General features: G+C 62.8%; 12 protein-coding genes. 7 read left to right on the top strand and 5 right to left on the bottom strand.

Annotated features, from left to right (window positions below; translation table 11 throughout):
* Positions 1–6 precede the first annotated feature (6 nt).
* Positions 7–1,461, bottom strand: a complete 1,455-nt coding sequence (locus R5M92_RS08265; protein ID WP_346795430.1) for an NAD-dependent succinate-semialdehyde dehydrogenase — start codon at positions 1,459–1,461, stop codon at positions 7–9.
* Positions 1,462–1,605: 144 nt separating this feature from the next.
* On the opposite strand from R5M92_RS08265, the gene R5M92_RS08270 reads away from it, so the two are divergent.
* The 4 genes from R5M92_RS08270 (at position 1,606) to R5M92_RS08285 (ending at position 6,372) form a co-directional block, all read left to right on the top strand.
* Entirely contained in the window at positions 1,606–3,033 is a 1,428-nt protein-coding gene (locus R5M92_RS08270) for a PLP-dependent aminotransferase family protein (RefSeq protein WP_346795432.1), read from the top strand.
* A gap of 400 nt (positions 3,034–3,433) precedes the next feature.
* Positions 3,434–4,453, top strand: coding sequence for a TRAP transporter substrate-binding protein DctP (gene dctP, locus R5M92_RS08275; RefSeq protein WP_346795433.1), 1,020 nt, complete (start codon positions 3,434–3,436; stop codon positions 4,451–4,453).
* Positions 4,446–4,979 carry a TRAP transporter small permease subunit gene (locus R5M92_RS08280; protein ID WP_346795434.1) on the top strand — a complete coding sequence of 178 codons (534 nt, stop codon included), beginning with the start codon at positions 4,446–4,448 and terminating at the stop codon, positions 4,977–4,979. The genes dctP and R5M92_RS08280 overlap by 8 nt, the downstream gene beginning before the upstream one ends.
* A gap of 73 nt (positions 4,980–5,052) precedes the next feature.
* A complete protein-coding gene (locus tag R5M92_RS08285) occupies positions 5,053–6,372 on the top strand; it encodes a TRAP transporter large permease subunit (RefSeq protein WP_346795436.1) in 1,320 nt (439 codons plus the stop codon).
* Positions 6,373–6,528: 156 nt separating this feature from the next.
* Here R5M92_RS08285 and R5M92_RS08290 read toward each other — a convergent pair whose 3' ends face one another.
* From R5M92_RS08290 to ilvD, 3 genes are all read right to left on the bottom strand, one after another.
* Entirely contained in the window at positions 6,529–6,705 is a 177-nt protein-coding gene (locus R5M92_RS08290) for a hypothetical protein (protein ID WP_346795438.1), read from the bottom strand.
* A 44-nt stretch (positions 6,706–6,749) separates the two neighbouring features.
* Positions 6,750–6,968: a hypothetical protein gene (locus R5M92_RS08295; RefSeq protein WP_346795440.1), complete on the bottom strand. Its 219-nt coding sequence runs from the start codon at positions 6,966–6,968 to the stop codon at positions 6,750–6,752.
* Positions 6,969–7,061: 93 nt separating this feature from the next.
* Positions 7,062–8,750 (bottom strand): dihydroxy-acid dehydratase, encoded by a 1,689-nt coding sequence (ilvD, locus tag R5M92_RS08300; RefSeq protein WP_346795442.1) that lies wholly within the window; start codon positions 8,748–8,750, stop codon positions 7,062–7,064.
* 126 nt (positions 8,751–8,876) lie between these two features.
* Between ilvD and recC the strand changes: the two genes are divergently transcribed.
* From recC to recD, 3 genes are read left to right on the top strand one after another with little or no spacing between them, the layout of a single operon-like run.
* Positions 8,877–12,530 carry an exodeoxyribonuclease V subunit gamma gene (gene recC, locus R5M92_RS08305; RefSeq protein ID WP_346795444.1) on the top strand — a complete coding sequence of 1,218 codons (3,654 nt, stop codon included), beginning with the start codon at positions 8,877–8,879 and terminating at the stop codon, positions 12,528–12,530.
* Positions 12,527–16,381, top strand: coding sequence for an exodeoxyribonuclease V subunit beta (recB, locus tag R5M92_RS08310; RefSeq protein WP_346795446.1), 3,855 nt, complete (start codon positions 12,527–12,529; stop codon positions 16,379–16,381). The genes recC and recB overlap by 4 nt, the downstream gene beginning before the upstream one ends.
* On the top strand, positions 16,378–18,663 hold the full coding sequence (gene recD, locus R5M92_RS08315) for an exodeoxyribonuclease V subunit alpha (RefSeq protein ID WP_346795448.1): 2,286 nt from the start codon (positions 16,378–16,380) through the stop codon (positions 18,661–18,663). Before recB ends, recD begins: the two co-directional genes overlap by 4 nt.
* 209 nt (positions 18,664–18,872) lie before the next feature.
* Here the strand turns inward: recD and R5M92_RS16230 are convergent, their stop codons facing one another.
* Positions 18,873–19,220 carry an ATP-binding domain-containing protein gene (locus R5M92_RS16230; RefSeq protein ID WP_417339142.1) on the bottom strand — a complete coding sequence of 116 codons (348 nt, stop codon included), beginning with the start codon at positions 19,218–19,220 and terminating at the stop codon, positions 18,873–18,875.
* Between the last annotated feature and the right edge of the window lie 7 nt (positions 19,221–19,227).

Here is a 19,227-nt window from a genome sequence, read left to right on the forward strand (position 1 = left end):
GCGGAATCAGAGACCGCCCACGCAGACGTACTTGAGCTCGGTGAACTCCTCGAGACCGTGGTGCGAGCCCTCGCGCCCGAGGCCGGACTCCTTGACGCCACCGAAGGGCGCAAGTTCGGTGGAGATCAGGCCTTCATTGACCCCGACCATGCCGTACTCCAGGCCTTCCATGACACGCCAGATACGGCGGTAATCGCGGGCATAGAAGTAGGCGGCCAAGCCGAAGGGGGTATCGTTGGCCATAGCGATCGCTTCCTCCTCGTCGCGGAAACGAAACACCGGGGCCAGGGGGCCGAAGGTCTCTTCCCGGGCTACGCACATCTCGGTGGTGGCGTCGGCGATCACGGTGGGCGCAAAGAAGTTCTCCCCCTGGGCGTGGCGGTGGCCACCGCACAACAGGCGCCCGCCCCTGGCCACGGCGTCATCCACGTGGCGCTGTACCTTGTCGACGGCCGCCTGGTTGATCAGCGGGCCAATCGTCGTTCCCGGCTCACGACCGTCGCCCACTTGCAGCGCAGCCACGCGCTCTGCCAACGCTTCGACAAAGGCATCGTAGATACCCTCCTGGACCAGGAAGCGGTTGGTGCAGACACAGGTCTGGCCGGCATTGCGATACTTGGAAGCGATGGCACCGGACACGGCGGCGTCCAGGTCCGCATCGTCGAAGACGATGAAAGGGGCATTGCCGCCCAGCTCCATGGATGCTTTCTTGACGGTACCGGCACACTGGGCCAGCAGCGTCTTGCCGACAGGCGTGGAGCCGGTAAAGGAAACCTTGCGCACCCGCGGGTCCGTGGTCAGTACCTCGCCCACGGCGGCGGGCTTGGCGGCGGTAACGACGTTGATCACCCCTTCCGGGAAACCGACCTCAAGCGCCATTCTGGCGAGAGCCAGAGCGGTAAGCGGCGTCGCTTCAGCCGGCTTGATCACCACCGTGCAGCCCGCGGCGATAGCCGGGGCGCACTTGCGGGTAATCATCGCCATGGGGAAGTTCCACGGCGTGATAGCTGCCACCACGCCCACCGGCTCGCGCAGTACCAACATGCGCTTGTCGGCTGCATGAACGGGCAGCGTCTCGCCGGCCATGCGCTTGGCCCCCTCGGCGAAGAACTCGATGAAGCTGGCCCCATAGACCACTTCCCCGCGCGATTCGGCCAGCGGCTTGCCCTGCTCCAGCGTCATCAGCTCGGCCAGTGCTTCGGCATCTTTCTGAATACGTTCGAACCAGGCGCGCAGCAGGGCGGCGCGCTTCTTGACCGTCACACGCTTCCAGGCGGCACCGGCCGCATCGGCGGCGCTCACCGCTTCACGCGCTTGCTCCGCGTTCAGGTCCGCCACCTGGGCCAGCGTCTCTCCCGTGGCCGGGTTGGTCACGGCAAAACGGGCATCGCCCGTGTGCCAACGCCCTCCCACCAGGGCAGCGGCGGTACCATCGATCAACAGCGAGTCGATTAACGTCATGGGGAATCTCCCTTATTGGTATCGTCCGGCACGCTAGCAGCAAGTGACTCTGGGGAGCTATGGACCAATCTCCCGACGAAGTGGACCAATCATTTTCCTCTGGGCATAATCGCCGTTCCATCGTCACGCCGGGCGCTATCCGTCATGCCTTCCACCGCATCGCTGACCCCACTGCTGGAACGCTTTCACCTACAGCCCGAGCGCCTGGGCAAGAGCGTGCGCATCGAGCAAGCCCTGCGTCTGGCGATCCTGCATGACTGGCCGGACGGCAGCAGGCTACCGGCACATCGCACGCTATGCCGCAGGCTTGGCGTGGCTCGCGATACCCTGGCCCAGGCCGTTCGCCGCCTCGGTGAAGAGGGGTATGTCATCACCGGGCAAGGCCAAGGCACCTGGACCCGCCGCCCCGCCACGCCTCGCTTGCCTACTGAAAGCACTCCGCGACTCTCTTCGCGGGCCGAAGCGCTTCTGCAGGCTCCCAGCGCCAGCGCCATCCAGAGCGGCGCCTTCATGCCCGGCATCCCCGATATCACCCAGTTCCCCATGGCCAAGTGGCGGGAGCTGTACGCCAGCGTCACCGTGCCGCGCAATGCACTGCTGCTCTCCTATTCGGGTGGCGGCTACGGCCCGCTCAAGCGGGCGATCCGCGATCTTCTCTGGCGCTGGCGCCGCCTGGCCTGCGATACGGATCAGATCATCATCACCGATGGCACCCACAACGGCATCGAGCTGTGTGCCCTGGCGTTGACCGACGTGGGCGATCGCATCCTGATGGAGTCGCCCTGCTACTGGGGCGCACGCAATATCTTCACCGCCGTGGGGGCAACGGTGGAAGCCGTTGCCTGGTCGCCGCAAACGGGGCATGCACCGCGCCGCTCGGCGCAGCCCGTGCAACTGGCCTATTTCACCGGTTCGCATCACTACCCGCTGAGCATGCCGACGTCCCGGACGCACCGGCAGATGCTTTGCGATCACGTGCGACCCGATTTCGTGCTGGAAGACGATTACGAGTTCAACGGCCAGGATGGGGATAGCCTGATGTTCGACGGCCACTCGAATCGCCACTTGCTGGTGGGCTCTTTTTCCAAGCTGATGTTTCCCGGACTGCGTCTGGGTTACCTGGTGGCGCCCCATGCGCTGGTGGAGCCGCTCAGCCAGCTGCGCAGCGAAGTCTTTCGCGAAGGACGTCTGCTGGACCAGGCCGCGCTTGCCCAGTTCATTGCCGAAGGCGAGCTGGACACCTGGTATCGTCGGATTCAGCGCGACTACCTGGCACGCCAGCAGGTCATGCATGATCAGTTGGTGCAGGTCCCCGGGGTGGTTCACGTCTCACCACCGAGTCACTCGATCAGCCTCTGTGTGCAGTTCGCCCCTGGGGTGGATGACCGGCGTGTCGCCCGCAAGCTGCTGAAAGCGCACCTGATTACGCGTCCTCTGAGCCCGGTCTGTGCCGCTGATGACCATCGCAGCGGGTTGATCCTGGGCATCGGCATGCTGTCGGGACTTACCCTCGTCGCGGAAGCCAGGCGTTTACGCCAGACCCTGACGTGTCTTCTTTCAAGCAATGGCTGATCTTTCTACGTCTCGGGTCATCGTCTTATCGCAGCTGTCACGGCCGTTTCCCCCCGCTCCGCCCAGCGTGGAGCTCAGACAGCAAAGCGACTCGTCCCTATTGGTCCAATCCGAAGTGAGCATTGGTCCATTGCTCAATAACCAGATATTGCTAGCGTGGCCGTGTTGCCCAAGCGGGACACCAGCTGCCGCTAGCGCGACCGGCCAGTGCCGGGTTCGGGCGACACAGGGAAACTGAAAGACGGGAAAAACATTCACTAGCTGACATCAAAAAAGACTCGCAAGAATGTAGCAGCCTGCGGAAATCGTTAACCGACGATTCGACCCACTGTCGAGGCAACCTCGGCACAAGGCGCAGAATAACCAACTATAAACTCCAACTGCATCGCAAAGAGGTCTCATGAAGCTTTCAACTGTCGTCAAAAGCACCTTGGCCGGTTCTGTTGCCACTGTCCTGGTCGCAAGCCAACTGGCCTATGCCGATAACGTGCGTCTGAGGATGCACACCTTCTACGGCACGGAAGTCGATGAAATTGCTGCCGACCTGCGCGACCGGGTCAGCGAAGCCAGCGATGGCTCCATCCGTATCCAGTTCTTCCGTGGTGGTGAGCTCGTCAACAGCGACCAATTCGTCGATGCGGTGGCAAGGGGCACAATCGATATCGCCCATGGGGTCGGCAGCTACTGGCCGGGGCAGGTCGGAATCGGCACCATCGAAGCCGGGCTGCCTGGCGCCTGGGTCACAGCAGAGGAAGCACGCGATGTGTTTGCCAACCAGGGCCTTGATGACTTGATTGCAGAAGCCTACGAGGAGAAGGGAGTCAAGTTGATCGGTCGCGGTTATGGCAGCGACTACGGCCTGCTGACCCGCGAACCCGTGGCCAACCTGGAAGATTTGAGCAGCATGCGCATTCGTGCCACCAGCTCGATTGCCACCGTGCTGGAAAAGTTTGATGTCCCGACGGTCTTCCTGCCCGGTGAAGAATTATATGTCGCGCTTTCCACGGGGGTTATCGACGGCGCTGTCTACGGCGGCCCCGTGGAGTACGAGCAGCTCAAGCTCCACGAAGTAGCCAAGCACTATACCAATATCAACCTGCTCAACCCGGGCTGGATAGAAACCGCCCTGATCAACCCCAACACCTGGGAGCGGATGTCCGCGGAACAGCAGGAGATCCTGACGACCGAGATCGACCGCTATCTCGAGGACGTTCACAACTGGCTGGAGGAAGGCAACCAACGCCTCATCGACGAAGGGGAGCTGTTCGAGTTCGCCACCCTGCCGGAAGAGGATTCCCGTCGTCTGGCTGAAGCCGCCCTGCCCATCTGGAAGGAAGAGGCCGAAAAATCCGAGCGTAACGCCCAGGCTATCGAGATCCTGATCGACAACGCAACCAAACAGGGGCGCCTGAGTGAGTAAGATCACCCGCTATCTTAGGGTGCAGGATAGCCTTTCCGACTGGGTCGGGAGGGCTACTTCCTGGCTGACGCTAGCCATCATCGGGATACTGCTCTACGAAGTCGTCGCACGCTATCTCCTCAATGCTCCCACTATCTGGGGGCATGAGCTGTCGACCATGTTCTTCGGTGCAATGAGCATCCTGGCAGGTAGCTACACCCTTCGTCATCAAGGCCATGTTCGCAGCGACGTCATCTACCGTTTGTTACCCGGCAGAGCCCAAGGCTTCTGCGATGTGGTGATCTACGTGCTCGCCCTGGTGGTCTTGACGGTCGTCTTTCTGATGGCGGTGGAATTCGCCTATAACGCCTGGCGCATCGACGAATTCTCCAACCGCAGCGTCTGGCGCCCACCGCTCTGGCCGATCAAGGCCACTATTCCGCTGGCCGTCGGCCTATTGATTCTGCAGTGCCTAGCCGAGCTCTTTCGAGCGGCCTTACGACTGGCTGGATTCACCTATGACGATCCACGTGAAGACCAGGACTGACCCACGTCAGCCAAGGCTTTGACCAGTCTTACAACGCTCGCTTCACGCTAACATCGATAATAAGGGCTTCTTTATGGCTGAGCTTGAGCCACTGACAATCACCGCTATCATGTTTCTTTCCATGCTGGTGCTCATGGCGATGGGGTCCCCTCTCGCCTTGGCCTTGATGATTTCCGGTATGGGAAGCGCCTACCTGATGTTCGGTCCCGGCGGCCTGGATCTGCTGCTGGCTTCCGCCTATAGCGCCATGGACAACTTTCTCCTCGTCTCCTTGCCGCTGTTCATCTTCATGGGGCTGGTTCTCGAACGTTCGGGAATTACCGATGACCTCTTCGAGATGATTCACAAGTTGATGGGGAGTACCCCCGGTGGCCTCGGCGTGGGCACCGTGCTGATCTGCGCCTTGATTGCCGCCATGGCGGGCGTTTCCGGCGCGGCAACGGTCAGCCTTGGCATCATCGCCCTACCGGCCATGCTCAAGCGCGGGTATCACAAGCGGCTGGCCACCGGCACCATCATGGCCGGCGGCGCCCTGGGATTTCTGATTCCCCCCAGCGTGCTGATGATCGTCTATGCATTTCTGGCGCGGGAATCGGTGGGCAAGCTGTTCGCCGCGGGCCTTGTGCCTGGGCTCATGCTGGCCGGCATTTACATCGTCTATATCCTGATCCGCTGTCGACTCAACCCTGAGCTTGGCCCCGCCGCCTCCCAGGAGAAGCCGTTCACGACCCGGGAAAAACTCCAGTCGCTTCGCTATATCGTTGCGCCGGGCTTGCTGGTGGTGACGGTTCTCGGTTGCATCATCGGCGGTATTACCTCCCCCTCCGAGGCGTCTGCGGTTGGTGCCGCAGGGGCGCTGCTGATTACCGCCATGCGCGGCAAGCTGCGCTGGGGGCTACTGCGCTACGTGATGCTCAATACCACCAAGATCACGGGTATGTTGATCTGGATCGCCATTGCCGCGGTGTTCTTCAGCCGGATCTACATGGGGCTCGGCGCCGGGATGATGATCAGTGACATGATCGATGATTTCTCGCTTTCGCCCTACACCATCATCATCTTCATGCTGGTCAGTTTCTTTCTGCTGGGCATGTTCCTTGATGACTTCGCCATCCTGTTCATCACGGTTCCGCTATATATCCCCATCGTGCGTGACCTGGGCTTCGATACCACCTGGTTTGCGGTGCTGTTCATTCTCAGCATGCAGTCCGCCTACCTGACGCCGCCTTTCGGCTACAACTTGTTCTACATGCGTTCGGTAGCGCCGAAATCCATCACGATCGTGGATATCTATCGCTCAGCGCTACCCTTCGTGGGGCTACAGATTTTCGGCCTGATCCTGGTTGTGATATTCCCCAGTATCGCTCTATGGTTGCCGAACCTGCTGTTCTAGTACCCACTGAGGGTTCGCGTCACCTTGGCTCGCCCCTCTTCGGAGGGGTTTTTTACTGCTCATGGTGAGTCAACCGTTCATCCAAGCAAGCCGGCGCCGCCTTGATACCGCTATCATTACCAGATCAAGCACAGGCGCCGGCACCCGGCACATCGCCTAGTCCTCGCGTTGCTCCAGGGCTTCGGCGGCCTGAATTGCCTCCTTGCGCGAGGTATGTTCGGAGACGACGACCTCGTTTTCCGGCTGGGTCTCGTCAATTACCAGCCAGCCGGTGATCGTCTCCTTGAGATCACTGGCGTCGAAGGCGGGTTCGATACGGGCTTGTCTGGACATTGCGATCTCCTTCTCAAGCTGAACGGGTGGAACTGAACCAGTCATTAGAACTGGGCGTTACTGGGACCTTCCATGACTTCCTCACCCGCCGGTGGGCGGTTGAGCTCGCTACAAGCGCACCCGGCATGGATGCACTCCCTACCCGTGGGGTGCCCAGCGGCACAAGCCGTACAGCAGTAGGCGCGGCCTTCAGTGACCGCAGCCTGCTCGCTGGCGACTTCGTGCTCGCAGCCGGGGCAGGCGCAGACTCCCATGTCAGTCATAGTCGCTTCTCCCTGTGTTCGCCGCTGATGGCGTCTTCTTCAGCGTAGAAGACAAAGCTGCGGTAGGGAAAACCCCTGTGTTGACGAAGCCCGTTACTCCGGCTGATCCGTCACCGCGCCGGTGCTGGCGGAGCTGACCAGGCGCGCATACTTGGCGAGCACGCCACGAGTGTAGCGAGGGGCCGGCTGCTGCCAGGCCGCGCGACGGCGCTGCATCTCGTCATCGCTGATAGCGACATCGATCGTATCCGCCTCGGCGTCGATGGTGATGCTGTCACCGTCTTCCACCAGCGCCAGCGGGCCGCCCTCGAAGGCTTCCGGCGACACGTGGCCAACCACGAAACCGTGGCTGCCGCCCGAGAAGCGCCCATCGGTGATCAACGCCACGTCGTTACCCAAACCACGGCCCATAATGGCGGATGTAGGTGTGAGCATCTCGCGCATGCCGGGGCCACCCTTGGGACCTTCGTAGCGAATCACCACCACGTCCCCCGCCACCACGGTGCCATCGTTGATCCGCGCCTGGGCCTCCTCTTCCGAGCCGAACACCCGCGCCGAGCCGGAAAAGCGGGTTCCCTCCTTGCCGGTGATCTTCGCCACCGCGCCTTCCGGCGCCAGGTTGCCGTAGAGCATGCGCAGGTGGCTTTCCGCCTTGATCGGGTTGCCCAGCGGGGCGATGATCGGCGGATCGAGAGGATACGGCTCGACCTCGGCCAGATTCTCTTCCAGCGTTCTACCGGTGACGGTCAGGCAGTTGCCGTTGAGCAGGCCCGCGTCCAGCAGCATTTTCATCAGCGGCTGAATGCCGCCGATCGCCACCAGCTCGCTCATCATGTAGTGGCCGCTGGGACGCAGGTCGGCGAGTACCGGCACGCGCTTGCCGATCTCGGTGAAATCGGCGAGTGACAGTTCAACGCCGATGGTGCGCGCCATGCCGATAAGGTGCAGCACCGCGTTGGTGGAGCCGCCGAGGGCAATCACCACGGTGACGGCGTTCTCGAACGCCTCGCGGGTCATGATATCGGAGGGCTTGATATCGTCCGCCAGCAGCGCCAGTACCGCCTCGCCCGCAGCCTTGCAGTCGTCGCGCTTTTCCTGGGAAATGGCATTCTGCGCCGAACTGCCCGGCAGGCTCATGCCCAACGCTTCGATCGCCGAGGCCATGGTGTTGGCGGTGTACATGCCGCCGCAGGAGCCGGGACCGGGAATGGCGGTTTCCTCGATGTTCTTGAGTTCGATCAGATCCATGTCGCCGCGGGAGTGGGCACCCATGGCCTCGAACACCGAGACGATATCGGTATGGCCCTTGCCGGGCATGATCGTGCCGCCGTAGACGAATACGCTGGGGCGATTGAGGCGCGCCAGGCCCATCAGGCAACCTGGCATGTTCTTGTCGCAGCCGCCGATCGCCACCAGGCCATCGAACCCTTCGCAGCCGGCCACGGTTTCGATGGAATCGGCGATCACCTCCCGCGAGACCAGCGAGTACTTCATGCCTTCGGTGCCGTTGGCGATGCCGTCGGAAATGGTGATGGTATTGAAGATCACGCCCTTGCCGCCCGCCGCGTCAGCGCCGTCGCGGGCAAGTTCGGCCAGCTCGCCAATATGGCTATTGCACGGCGTCACCATGCTCCAGGTGGAGGCAATACCCACCTGGGGCTTGTGGAAATCATCGTCGTTGAAGCCCACGGCGCGCAGCATAGCGCGGCTGGCTGCTTTACCGGGGCCATCCACTACCGGGGCGGAGTGGCGGCGGCGTGGATCTACGGGTGTATCGGACATGGAAGGCAACTCTCTATTGGGTTCACGGTATCCGCACAGCTTGGCGACATATGTCGCAACCCGCAAGACGAGCAACTTGTGGCACTATTACCGCCCACCGCCACCGCCGTGAAGGAACCTCGCCGCATGTCTGCCAACTCACTGCTCTCGCCGTCACCGCTGACACCCGGCTTTATGGTGGTACACGCCAATCGCCTGGAAGACTTGCGCGGGCTGGCGGTGGAGTGGATGCGCAGCCAGCCGCTGGGGCCGCTGGAAAACGAAACCATCCTGGTGCAGAGCAATGGCATCGGACAGTGGCTGAAACTGGCGTTGGCGCAAGACCCGGCGAACGGCGGTGCAGGGATTGCCGCCGCGCTGAACGTGACGCTGCCCGCGCGGTTTTTGTGGCAGGCCTACCGCACGGTGCTGACCCACGTCACCAGCGATCCCGAAGCCGTCCCCGAGACCTCTCCCTTCGATAAATCACGCCTGGTGTGGCGGCTGCTGCGCTTGCTGCCCACGCTGGCGGGACAGGACGTATTCGCCCCGCTGGCGCAGTTTCTGGAAGTCGACCGCGACCAGCGCAAGCATTATCAATTGGCGGAACGACTGGCGGACCTGTTCGACCAGTACCAGGTGTACCGCGCCGACTGGCTGGACGCCTGGGCACGAGGGGAAGACGTACTGATCACCGCCCGAGGCGACACCCGCCCGCTGGAAGCGCATCAGCGCTGGCAGCCGGAACTGTGGCGCATCCTGCGCGACGACGTCGCCGCCACCCAGGGCGAGGCGGGCCTGAACAGCAGCCGCGCCCAGGTCCACCGCCGTTTCCTGAGCGCCGCCGAATGGCTCGAAGGCCAGGCCTGCCCGCCGGGGCTGCCCCGGCGGTTGATCATTTTCGGCATTTCGTCTCTGCCCCAGCAGACGCTGGAAGCACTCGCGGCGCTGTCGCGCTGCTGCCAGATCGTGCTCTGCGTTCACAACCCTTGCCAGTTCTACTGGGCGGATATCATCGAACACAAGGACCTGCTGCGCGCCAAGCGTTACCGCCAGCGCCGCAAGACCGGCATGCCCGAAGCGCTGGACGTACTCGGCACCGGCGACGCCATTGAGGCCCTGCACCTGCACGCCCAGCCGCTGCTGGCCGCCTGGGGCAAGCAGGGCCGCGACTACCTGCGCCTGCTCGATGAACACGACGACACCGGCGACTACCAGACCCTGTTCGAGCAGCAGGCGCTGCGCATCGACATGTTCGAGCCGTTCAACGGCCCCAAACGCAACTGCCTGCTCAGCCAGCTGCAGGACGACATCCGCGAGCTGCGCCCGGTGGCGGAAACCCGGAACCACTGGCCCGCGCTACCCGAATCAGATGACTCCATCGTGTTCCATATCGCCCACGGGCCCCAGCGGGAAGTGGAGATTCTCCATGACCAGCTGCTCGCCGCCTTCAGCGCCGACCCACAGCTGCGTCCGCGCGATATCATCGTGATGGTGCCGGATATCGACCGCTACGCGCCGCACATCGAAGCGGTGTTCGGCCAGCTGGCAAGCGACGACCCGCGCCATATTCCCTACACGCTTTCCGACCAGGCTAGCCGTCACCGCCTGCCACTGATGATTGCCCTGGAAAAGCTGCTGCGCCTGCCGGAGCTGCGCCTTTCCGTCAGCGACCTGCTCGACCTGCTCGATGTCCCCGCCCTGCGCCAGCGCTTCGGGCTTGCCGAGCGCGACCTGCCGGTGCTGGAGCGCTGGATGGAGGGCGCGGGTATCCGCTGGGGGCTGAACGCCAAACAGCGCCAAAAGCTGGAGTTGCCCGGCGGGCTTGCACAAAATACCTGGGCGTTTGGCCTGCGCCGGCTGTTGCTGGGCTACACCGTGGGCGGCGGCCACGCCTGGCAAGGCATCGAACCGTTCGACGATATCGGCGGGCTGGAAGCGGGCCTGGCCGGACCGCTCGCCACACTGCTGGAAAAGCTCGAAGCCACCTGGGAAACCTTCTGCCAGCCCACCGACGCCGTCGGCTGGGTGGCGCGGCTGCGCGAGCTTCTGGAAACTTTCTTTCTCACCGACGACGCCCAGGAAAGCGTCATGCTCACCAAGCTGGAAAACGGCCTGCAACAGATACTGGAAAGCAGCCGCGAAGCTCAGCTTTCCGAGCCGTTGCCGCTCTCCATGGTGCGCGAGCACTGGCTGGCGCAGATTGACGAGCACAGCCTTTCCCAGCGCTTTCTGGCCGGGGCGGTCAACTTCGCCACCTTGATGCCCATGCGCGCCATTCCGTTCAAGCGCGTGTGCCTGCTGGGCATGAACGACGGCGAATACCCCCGCTCCCAGCCGCCGCTGGATTTCGACCTGATGGGCAGCGACTACCGCCCCGGCGACCGCTCCCGCCGGGAGGACGACCGCTACCTGTTCCTGGAAGCGCTGCTCTCCGCCCGCGACCAGCTCTATATCAGCTGGGTGGGACGCAGCCAGATCGACAATACTGCGCTTGCGCCCTCGGTGCTGGTGGGCCAACTGCGCGACCACCTGGAAGCCGGCTGGCAATTGGAAACCGGCGCACCGCTGCTGGACGCCCTCACCACCGAGCACCCGCTGCAGCCCTTCAGCCGCGCTTACTTCAGCGATGCGCCAAACAGCGTGCGACTGTTCACCTTTGCTCATGAATGGCGTGGGGCCCACGAATGGCGCGAGATCCGTGCTCCACGCACGCCCGCCAAAGCCACCAGCTCGCTTGCCCCGCTGGAAAACGCCCCCACCGGCCTCTCGCTTGGGCAACTGGGCAGTTTTCTGCGCGAGCCGGTACGCGCCTTCTTCAATACCCGGCTGGGGGTGTATTTCGAGCGGGAAGCCATCGCCGAGCTGGACGCCGAACCCTTCGCCCTGGACGGCCTGCAAAACTGGCAATTGCAGGACCAGCTGATTGCCGCCCAGCGCCACGCGGTGGATAACGGCCAATCGCGCATCGAGGCGCTCCACGCGCAACTCGAACGCTTTCAGGGCCAGGGCGTACTGGCGATAGGCGCCTTTGGCGAGCGCATGCGCACAGCCCTGGCGGAGCCCATGGAAGCCCTGTTCAGCGCCTACGAAGATGCGCTGGCCCAGTGGCCCACGGCCATCAGCGCCCCGCAGGCGGTTCACCTGGAAAGCGACGGCCTGGTGCTGGAAGACTGGCTAGACGAAATCCGCCGGAACGAACGCGGCGAGCGCTGCCGCCTGTTGCTGCTCAGCAGCAGCCTGATCAGCCAGGGCAGCGGGCGCGGCCAGTACCGCTGGCAACACCTGCTGCGCCCCTGGGTGGCGCATCTGGCGGGCAATCTGAGCGGCCCGATGACCACGCGGCTGATCTCCAAGGCAGGCGACATCACGCTGGAACCAGTCGCCGCCGATACCGCCCATGCTCATCTAAAAACCCAGCTGAGCGCCTGGCGGCACGGCCTTGAAGCTCCCCTTCCGCTGGCCCCGCTGGCCGCCTTCGCCTGGCTGACCAAACTCGGCACACCGGAAATCGCCACGGAAAAAGGCCGGGAAAGCGACGCCTACGCCGCCGCCGAAGCCACCTATGAAGGCGGGCGCTACCAGACCGGCGAAGTGGCGCAAAGCGCCTATCTGAGCCATCAATGGCCACGCTTCGAGCGGCTGTTCAATGACCGCGCCCGGTGTTTCGAAGAACAGCACCACAGCTTCGCCACGCTGACCGAAGCGCTCTACGCCCCGCTGTTCAACGCGGTCAAGAATCCCGCTGGCAAGGATCAGCAGCAGCGTGAAGACAGCAAGAACACAGGAGCCGCCCAATGAGCCAGGATGCCAACGGCGTAACGCCGCTCGACCCGCTCACCTTACCGCTCCACGGCAGCCGCTTGATCGAAGCCAGCGCGGGCACGGGCAAGACCTTCACCATCGCGCTGCTCTACGTGCGCCTGGTGCTGGGCGGCCGGCACAGCGACGACGACACCGCCTTCGTACGCCCGCTCACGCCGCCCGAAATCCTCGTGGTCACCTTCACCAACGCCGCCACCCAGGAGCTGCGCGAACGTATCCGCAATCGGCTGGTGGAAGCCGCCGGGGTGTTTCGAGCGACACCAGACAAAGCGAAGGGAGCAGGCCAAAGCGAGGGTCTTTTGCCAGGGCCGGAAAATGCTCCCGGCGATTCCGGCATTCCCGCCATCCATGGCGGTCAGATGGCAAAAGTAGCCCCCACGGAAGGGTTCACGGCGCCCTCGCGTCGGCCTGCTGCCGAGCAACCGGCCGCTGACCCGCTCCTACTCCAACTTCGCGACCAATACGACCCAGCCACCTGGCCCGCCTGCGCCCGACGCCTGGAGCTGGCCGCCGAGTGGATGGACGAAGCCGCCGTGTCCACCATCCATAGCTGGTGCTACCGCATGCTGCGTGAGCACGCCTTCGATAGCGGCAGCCTCTTCTCGCTCAATTTGGAAAACGACCAGCAAGAGCTGGAGCAAGAAGTGGTGCGCGACTACTGGCGCACCTTCTACTACCCGCTGGACGCCGAGGCCCTGGGCAGCATCACCGGCTACTGGAAATCTCCCGATCAGCTACACCAAGACGTGCGCAAACTGCTCCACGAAAGCGACGCGCTGGGCGCGTTACGCCCGGAGCCCAAGCAGACCCTGAGCGCCGCCCAAGCTGAGCGCAGCGCACGCTTAAGCGAGCTAAAGTCTCCATGGTTGACTTGGGTAAACGAGCTACGACAGCTGTTCGATGATGGACAGAAAGCGAAGCTGTTCGCTGCCAACAAGATGCGCAAAGATCATCGCGGCAAATGGTTGGATAAAATCCAAGATTGGGCAGAAAGCGACAACATCGCTCCAGATATAGATAAAAAAGCAGCAGCATGGAAGCGGCTAACGCCTGATGGCATTGCAGAGATATGGAACGGCCCCCCACCCGCGCACCCAGCGTTTGAGGCTTTCGATGCATTGCCCGCCGCGCTAAACACGCTGCCCGAGCCGCGCAACGACCTGCTGATTCACGCCGTGCAGTGGTGCAAAGTGCGCCTGGAGCGGGAGCAAGAGCGCCGCGCCGAAATGGGCCCCAACGACCTGCTCACCCACCTGGACCGCGCCCTGCAAGGCCCCAACAAAGAGGCGCTGGCCGCGCAGATACTGCGCCAGTTCCCCGTGGCGCTGATCGACGAGTTTCAGGACACCGACCCCATCCAGTACCGCATCTTCAACGCGGTGTATGAGGTCGCCAGGCCCCGCCGCGACGCCGCCATGCTGCTGATCGGCGACCCCAAGCAGGCCATTTACGCCTTTCGCGGCGCGGATATCTTCACCTACCTGAAAGCTCGCGAAGACACCGCAGGCCGCCACGTGACGCTGGGCACCAACTTCCGCTCCAGCCGCGCCATGGTCGAGGCGGTGAACCACTGCTTCCGCTACGCTGATCAGCACCCGGCCGGGGCGTTCCTGTTCCGCGAAGAAGGCGGCAACAACCCGCTGCCCTTTCTGCCGGTAGAGGCCAAAGGCCGCAGTGAGCAGCTCATTCACCAAGGCCAGCCGCTGCCCGCCATGACGCTCTGGCCGCTCGCCGCCGACGAGCCGCTCTCCAAAACCGCCTACCAAACCGAGATGGCCGAACGCTGCGCCTCGTATATGGCGGAACTGCTCAGCGCAGGCCAACACGGCAAGAGCGGCTTTCAAACCGACGATACGCTCATCCCGCTCAAGCCCTCCGATATAGCGGTGCTGGTGAACGGCCTGCAAGAAGCCCGCGCCATTCGCCAAGCGCTGGCCAGCCGTGGAGTGAAGAGCGTGTATCTCTCTGACCACGATAAGGTATTTAGCTCGCCCATGGCCGCCCAGGTAGAGCGCTGGCTGCGCGCCTGCGCCGAACCGCTGGCCAGCTCCCGCCAAGCCGAAGCGCACCTGCGCGCCGCGCTGGCCACGCCGGTGCTGGGGCTAAGCTTGGCGGAGCTGGACCACCTGCAGCAAAACGAGCTGGCCTGGGAAGCGCGAGTAGAGCAGTTCAGCCGCTACCACCGCCTATGGCAGCGCCAGGGCGTGCTGCCGCTGGTGCGACGCATGATGGTGGATTTCGATATTCCCGCTCGCCTGCTGGCGGAGTTTGAAGAGGGTGAGCGCTTGCTCACCGACATGCTGCACCTGGGCGAACTGCTGCAGCAGGCCAGCGCCGAACTGGACGGCGAACACGCGCTGATTCGCTTTCTGTTCGACGCCATTGCCGACCCGGAAAGCCACGGCGACAGCCATAAACTACGCCTGGAGAGCGATGCGGATTTGGTCAAAGTAGTCACCATCCACAAATCCAAAGGGCTGGAGTACCCGCTGGTGTTCCTGCCGTTCATCGCCAACCACCGCCCAATGAAAGCCGATGACGTACCGCTGCGCTGGCACGACGGCGAGGGCAACCTACAACTCAGCCTAGAAGCGGATGACGCGATACTCGCCACCGCCGACCGCGAACGGCTGGGGGAAGACCTGCGCAAACTCTACGTGGCGCTCACCCGCGCCCGCCACGCCACCTGGCTAGGGCTGGCCCCGCTGAAAGGCCTGGAGAACAGCGCGCTGGGCTACCTGCTAAAAGGCGGTAGCGCCCTGTCACCGGAGGCGCTCAATAACGCGCTTGGTGAGCTGGTGGAAGGCAGCGAGATACAGGTTCACCAACCGCCCGCGCCCACCACAGAGCGCGTGGCACAAGTGGCGCAAAGCAGTGAGCTGGGCCACGCCCGCACGCCCACGCGCCCCGCCAAAGAGCACTGGTGGATTGCCAGTTACTCCGCGCTGCGGCTTTCCGGCACGCTCACCGCCCCGGTACTGCCACCGCTGGAGCCCACCACCGCCCAGGAAGCCACCGCGTTTGAAGTGCTGGATGAACCTCGGGATCTATCTCAACCGGAAGCATATCACCTGCACAAATTCCCCCGTGGCCCCGGCCCCGGCACCTTTCTGCACGGGCTGCTGGAGTGGGCGGGCAAGCAAGGCTTCGACACCGCCGCCAACGATATGGACGCCCTCAACGACATGCTGTGGCGGCGGGTGCAGCTACGTGGCTGGCAAGCATGGCAAGAACTGCTGGCGGGCTGGCTAAGCGCCCTGCTCACCACACCGCTACCACTGGCCGCGCCCACCCCGCAAAGCGTGGCGTTGAATGAGCTGGAAAGCTACCAAGTAGAGCTGGAGTTCTGGTTTGCCGCCAAGCGGGTGAACACCCATGCCATCGACGCGCTGGTAAGCAAGCACTTACTGCCAGGGGTAGAGCGCCCCGCGCTGGATGCCGACACCCTCAACGGCATGCTGAAAGGCTTCATTGACTTGGCCTTCGAGCACCAGGGGCGCTTTTACGTGCTGGACTGGAAATCGAACTACCTGGGCCCCAACGACAGCGCCTACGAACCCGAAGCCCTGCGCCACGCGCTGCTGGCCAAACGCTACGACCTGCAGGCCGCGCTCTACTTACTCGCCATGCACCGGCTGCTCAAAGCGCGCCTGCCGGATTACGACCCGCACCAGCATTTGGGCGGCTCGATGACGGTATTTCTGCGCGGCAGCCGCAGCCCTGGGCGCGGCGTAGTGGGCGAGCCCGCCCCGGTTGAACTCATCGAAGCCCTGGATAGCCTGTTTGCAGGCGAGCCACACGCCACCCAGCAGGAGGCCACGGCATGAGCCGCCAGCACGACACCCACACCTTCGACATGTTCGGCGATTCGCCCACCGCCAGCGCCCACCCGGCACTCAGCAGCACCCCGGAACTGCTGGCCCTATGCGAACGCTGGGTCGCACGGGGCTGGCTGCGGGACCTGGACCGCGCCCTGGTGCGTTTTCTCTCGTTTGAGGCGCCGGACGCCCCCGCACTGCTACTGCTGGCGGCAGCGCTTGCCAGCCATCAGCTAGGCCGGGGCCACGTATGCCTGGACTTGAACGCCACGCTGAACGCGCCGGATTTCGCCCTTTCGCTACCGCCGGAAGGCGACGACCTGAACGACCCGCCCCCGCTGCCCAGTGAGGTGCTGGCGACATTGACCCTTTCCGAGTGGCAAGCCGCCCTGCACCACCCCGTGCTCACCAGCGAAGGCCCCGGCAACACGCCACTGGTGGTAGTGAATACTCACTCAGGCTCAGGCACATCGAGCACGCGGCTCTACCTGCGCCGCTACTGGCAGTACGAGCAAAGCCTGCATCAGCAAATCGCCAGCCGCCTGGAAGCCGCGGTTGACGACAGCCATCAGGAACTCCTCCCCCAGGCCCTGAATATTCTGTTTGATAGCAGCGCCACCCTGGACTGGCAGAAAACCGCCTGCGCCCTGGCCGCCCGCAGCCGCTTCGGCATCATCACCGGCGGCCCCGGCACCGGCAAAACCACCACCGTGGTGCGCCTGCTCGCGCTGCTGCAAACCCTGCAACTGGCGCAAAATCCCGACCAACCACTGCGCATTCGCCTGGCCGCCCCCACCGGCAAGGCCGCCGCCCGGCTGAATGAATCCATCGCCGGACAGGTGGATAGTTTGCCCTTAGCAAGACTAGAAGCCCTCTTAACGAATCGCGTCACGAGCGAAGATGAGACAAGGCGAAGCGCGACGAAAACGCGGAGTTTACATCCTGTAAATGAGCAGTTTGAGGAGTGCTTCAACACAGTATCATCGAGCGCAATAGCGATTCCCACCGAAGTGACAACGCTTCACAGACTGCTTGGCGCCCGTCCTGACACCCGCCACTTCCGCCACAGCGCCGCCAACCCGCTGGCGCTGGATGTGCTGGTGATCGACGAAGCCTCGATGGTGGATATTGAAATGATGGCCGCCACCCTCAGCGCCCTGCCCGCCCACGCCCAGTGCATTCTGCTGGGGGATAAAGACCAGCTCGCCTCGGTAGAGGCAGGGTCGGTACTCGGCGACCTATGCCGCCGCGCCGACGCCGCCCACTACACCCCGGCCACCGCCGAATGGCTGGCCCAAGCTACCGGCCAACCGCTGCCAGCCGAGTTCATCGACCCCGCAGGCCAACCGCTCGACCAAGCCATTACCATGCTGCGGGTTAGCCACCGCTTCAATGAACACAGCGGCATCGGCCAGCTGGCGAAAGCCATTAACCAGCCGGGCTATGCGCAAACTGAACGGGAAAAACAGCAGGCGGTAAGCGCCGTGCTGCGCCACGGCTACCCGGATGTGCACCATTTGGTAATGAGTGACGACACCGCGCTGGATAAGCTGGTGATTCACGGCAGCCCCAGCGGCTTTTCGGGCAACGGCGAAGGCCGCACCGACCACCAAGGCCAGCCTATCGCTCCGCCCACCGGCTACCGCCACTATTTAAACGTGCTGCACGCACAGCGCCCACGGGGGGAGTCGTTCGAGGAGAACCCAGCCGCCTACAACGCCTGGGCCAGCGAGGTGCTCAGCGCCTACAGCCACTTCCAACTGCTGTGCGCGCTGCGCAAAGGCCCCTGGGGCGTAGAAGGGTTAAACCAGCGCATTGCCAGCACATTGCGTCGCGAAAAGTTGCTGTTCGGCAGTGACTACACGCTGGAGAAAGGCTGGTACGAAGGCCGCCCGGTACTGGTGACCCAAAACGACTACGGCCTGAAACTAATGAACGGCGATATCGGCATTACCCTAGCCGTGCCCGACCCGCGCAACCCGCAGCAGAAGCTATTAAGAGTCGCGTTCCCCAGTAGCGACACCGAAAAGCCCATCCGCTGGGTGCTGCCTTCCCGCCTGCACGCGGTGGAAACCGTGTTTGCGATGACGGTCCACAAATCCCAAGGCTCGGAGTTCTTGCACACCGCCCTACTGCTACCGCCCACGCTAAACCCCATCCTGACCCGCGAGCTGGTCTACACCGGCATCACCCGCGCCCGCGAATGGCTCACGGTGGTGGAAGCCAAACGCGGGGTGTTGAATGAGGCGGTGGTGAGGGAGGTTGTTAGGGTTAGTGGGGTTGGGGGTTAAGTTCATTCGTTCTAGTGGTGCCAGCTCTCGGCCAGAAACTTCCTGTTAGTCGTCTCTGATATAACGCCCGCAACAACGGAAAATTGAAAGCACAAGCGAGCATTTTTCCGACTGCTTGCGCTGGTTATACGTTAGCTGCATCAACTACTCTATGTATGAGATAGTACGTTCAGGTCAAGTTACTCTGATCCACGGCTCTAATAATCACATTAATTCCGAACAGATGTAAGACCTCGCCGACTTGAAATCAAGGCAACATCCTTATTTTTTGGTATTCGTTGCAGACGCTGAATAACTTTCTGCTGAGTCTCCGGCGTCCAAAAAATTTTCAAATTCTTCCTGGCCCTTGTTATTGCAGTATAAAAAATACTATGAGAGATATCATCTTCATTAGCGTCTGTTATGACTACTTTAACGGAGTCGTATTCAAGCCCTTGCGCTTTATGGATAGATACTGCGTAGGCAACTTGAAAAGGAATTGTAATGTTTAATGAGTCATCGTCATCATCACTATTCTTTACTTCAAAAACCTGGAACCTAACGGTCGAATTTCCTATCCACTCT

Source organism: Halomonas sp. Bachu 37 (assembly GCF_039691755.1).
Classification (GTDB): domain Bacteria; phylum Pseudomonadota; class Gammaproteobacteria; order Pseudomonadales; family Halomonadaceae; genus Vreelandella; species Vreelandella kashgarensis.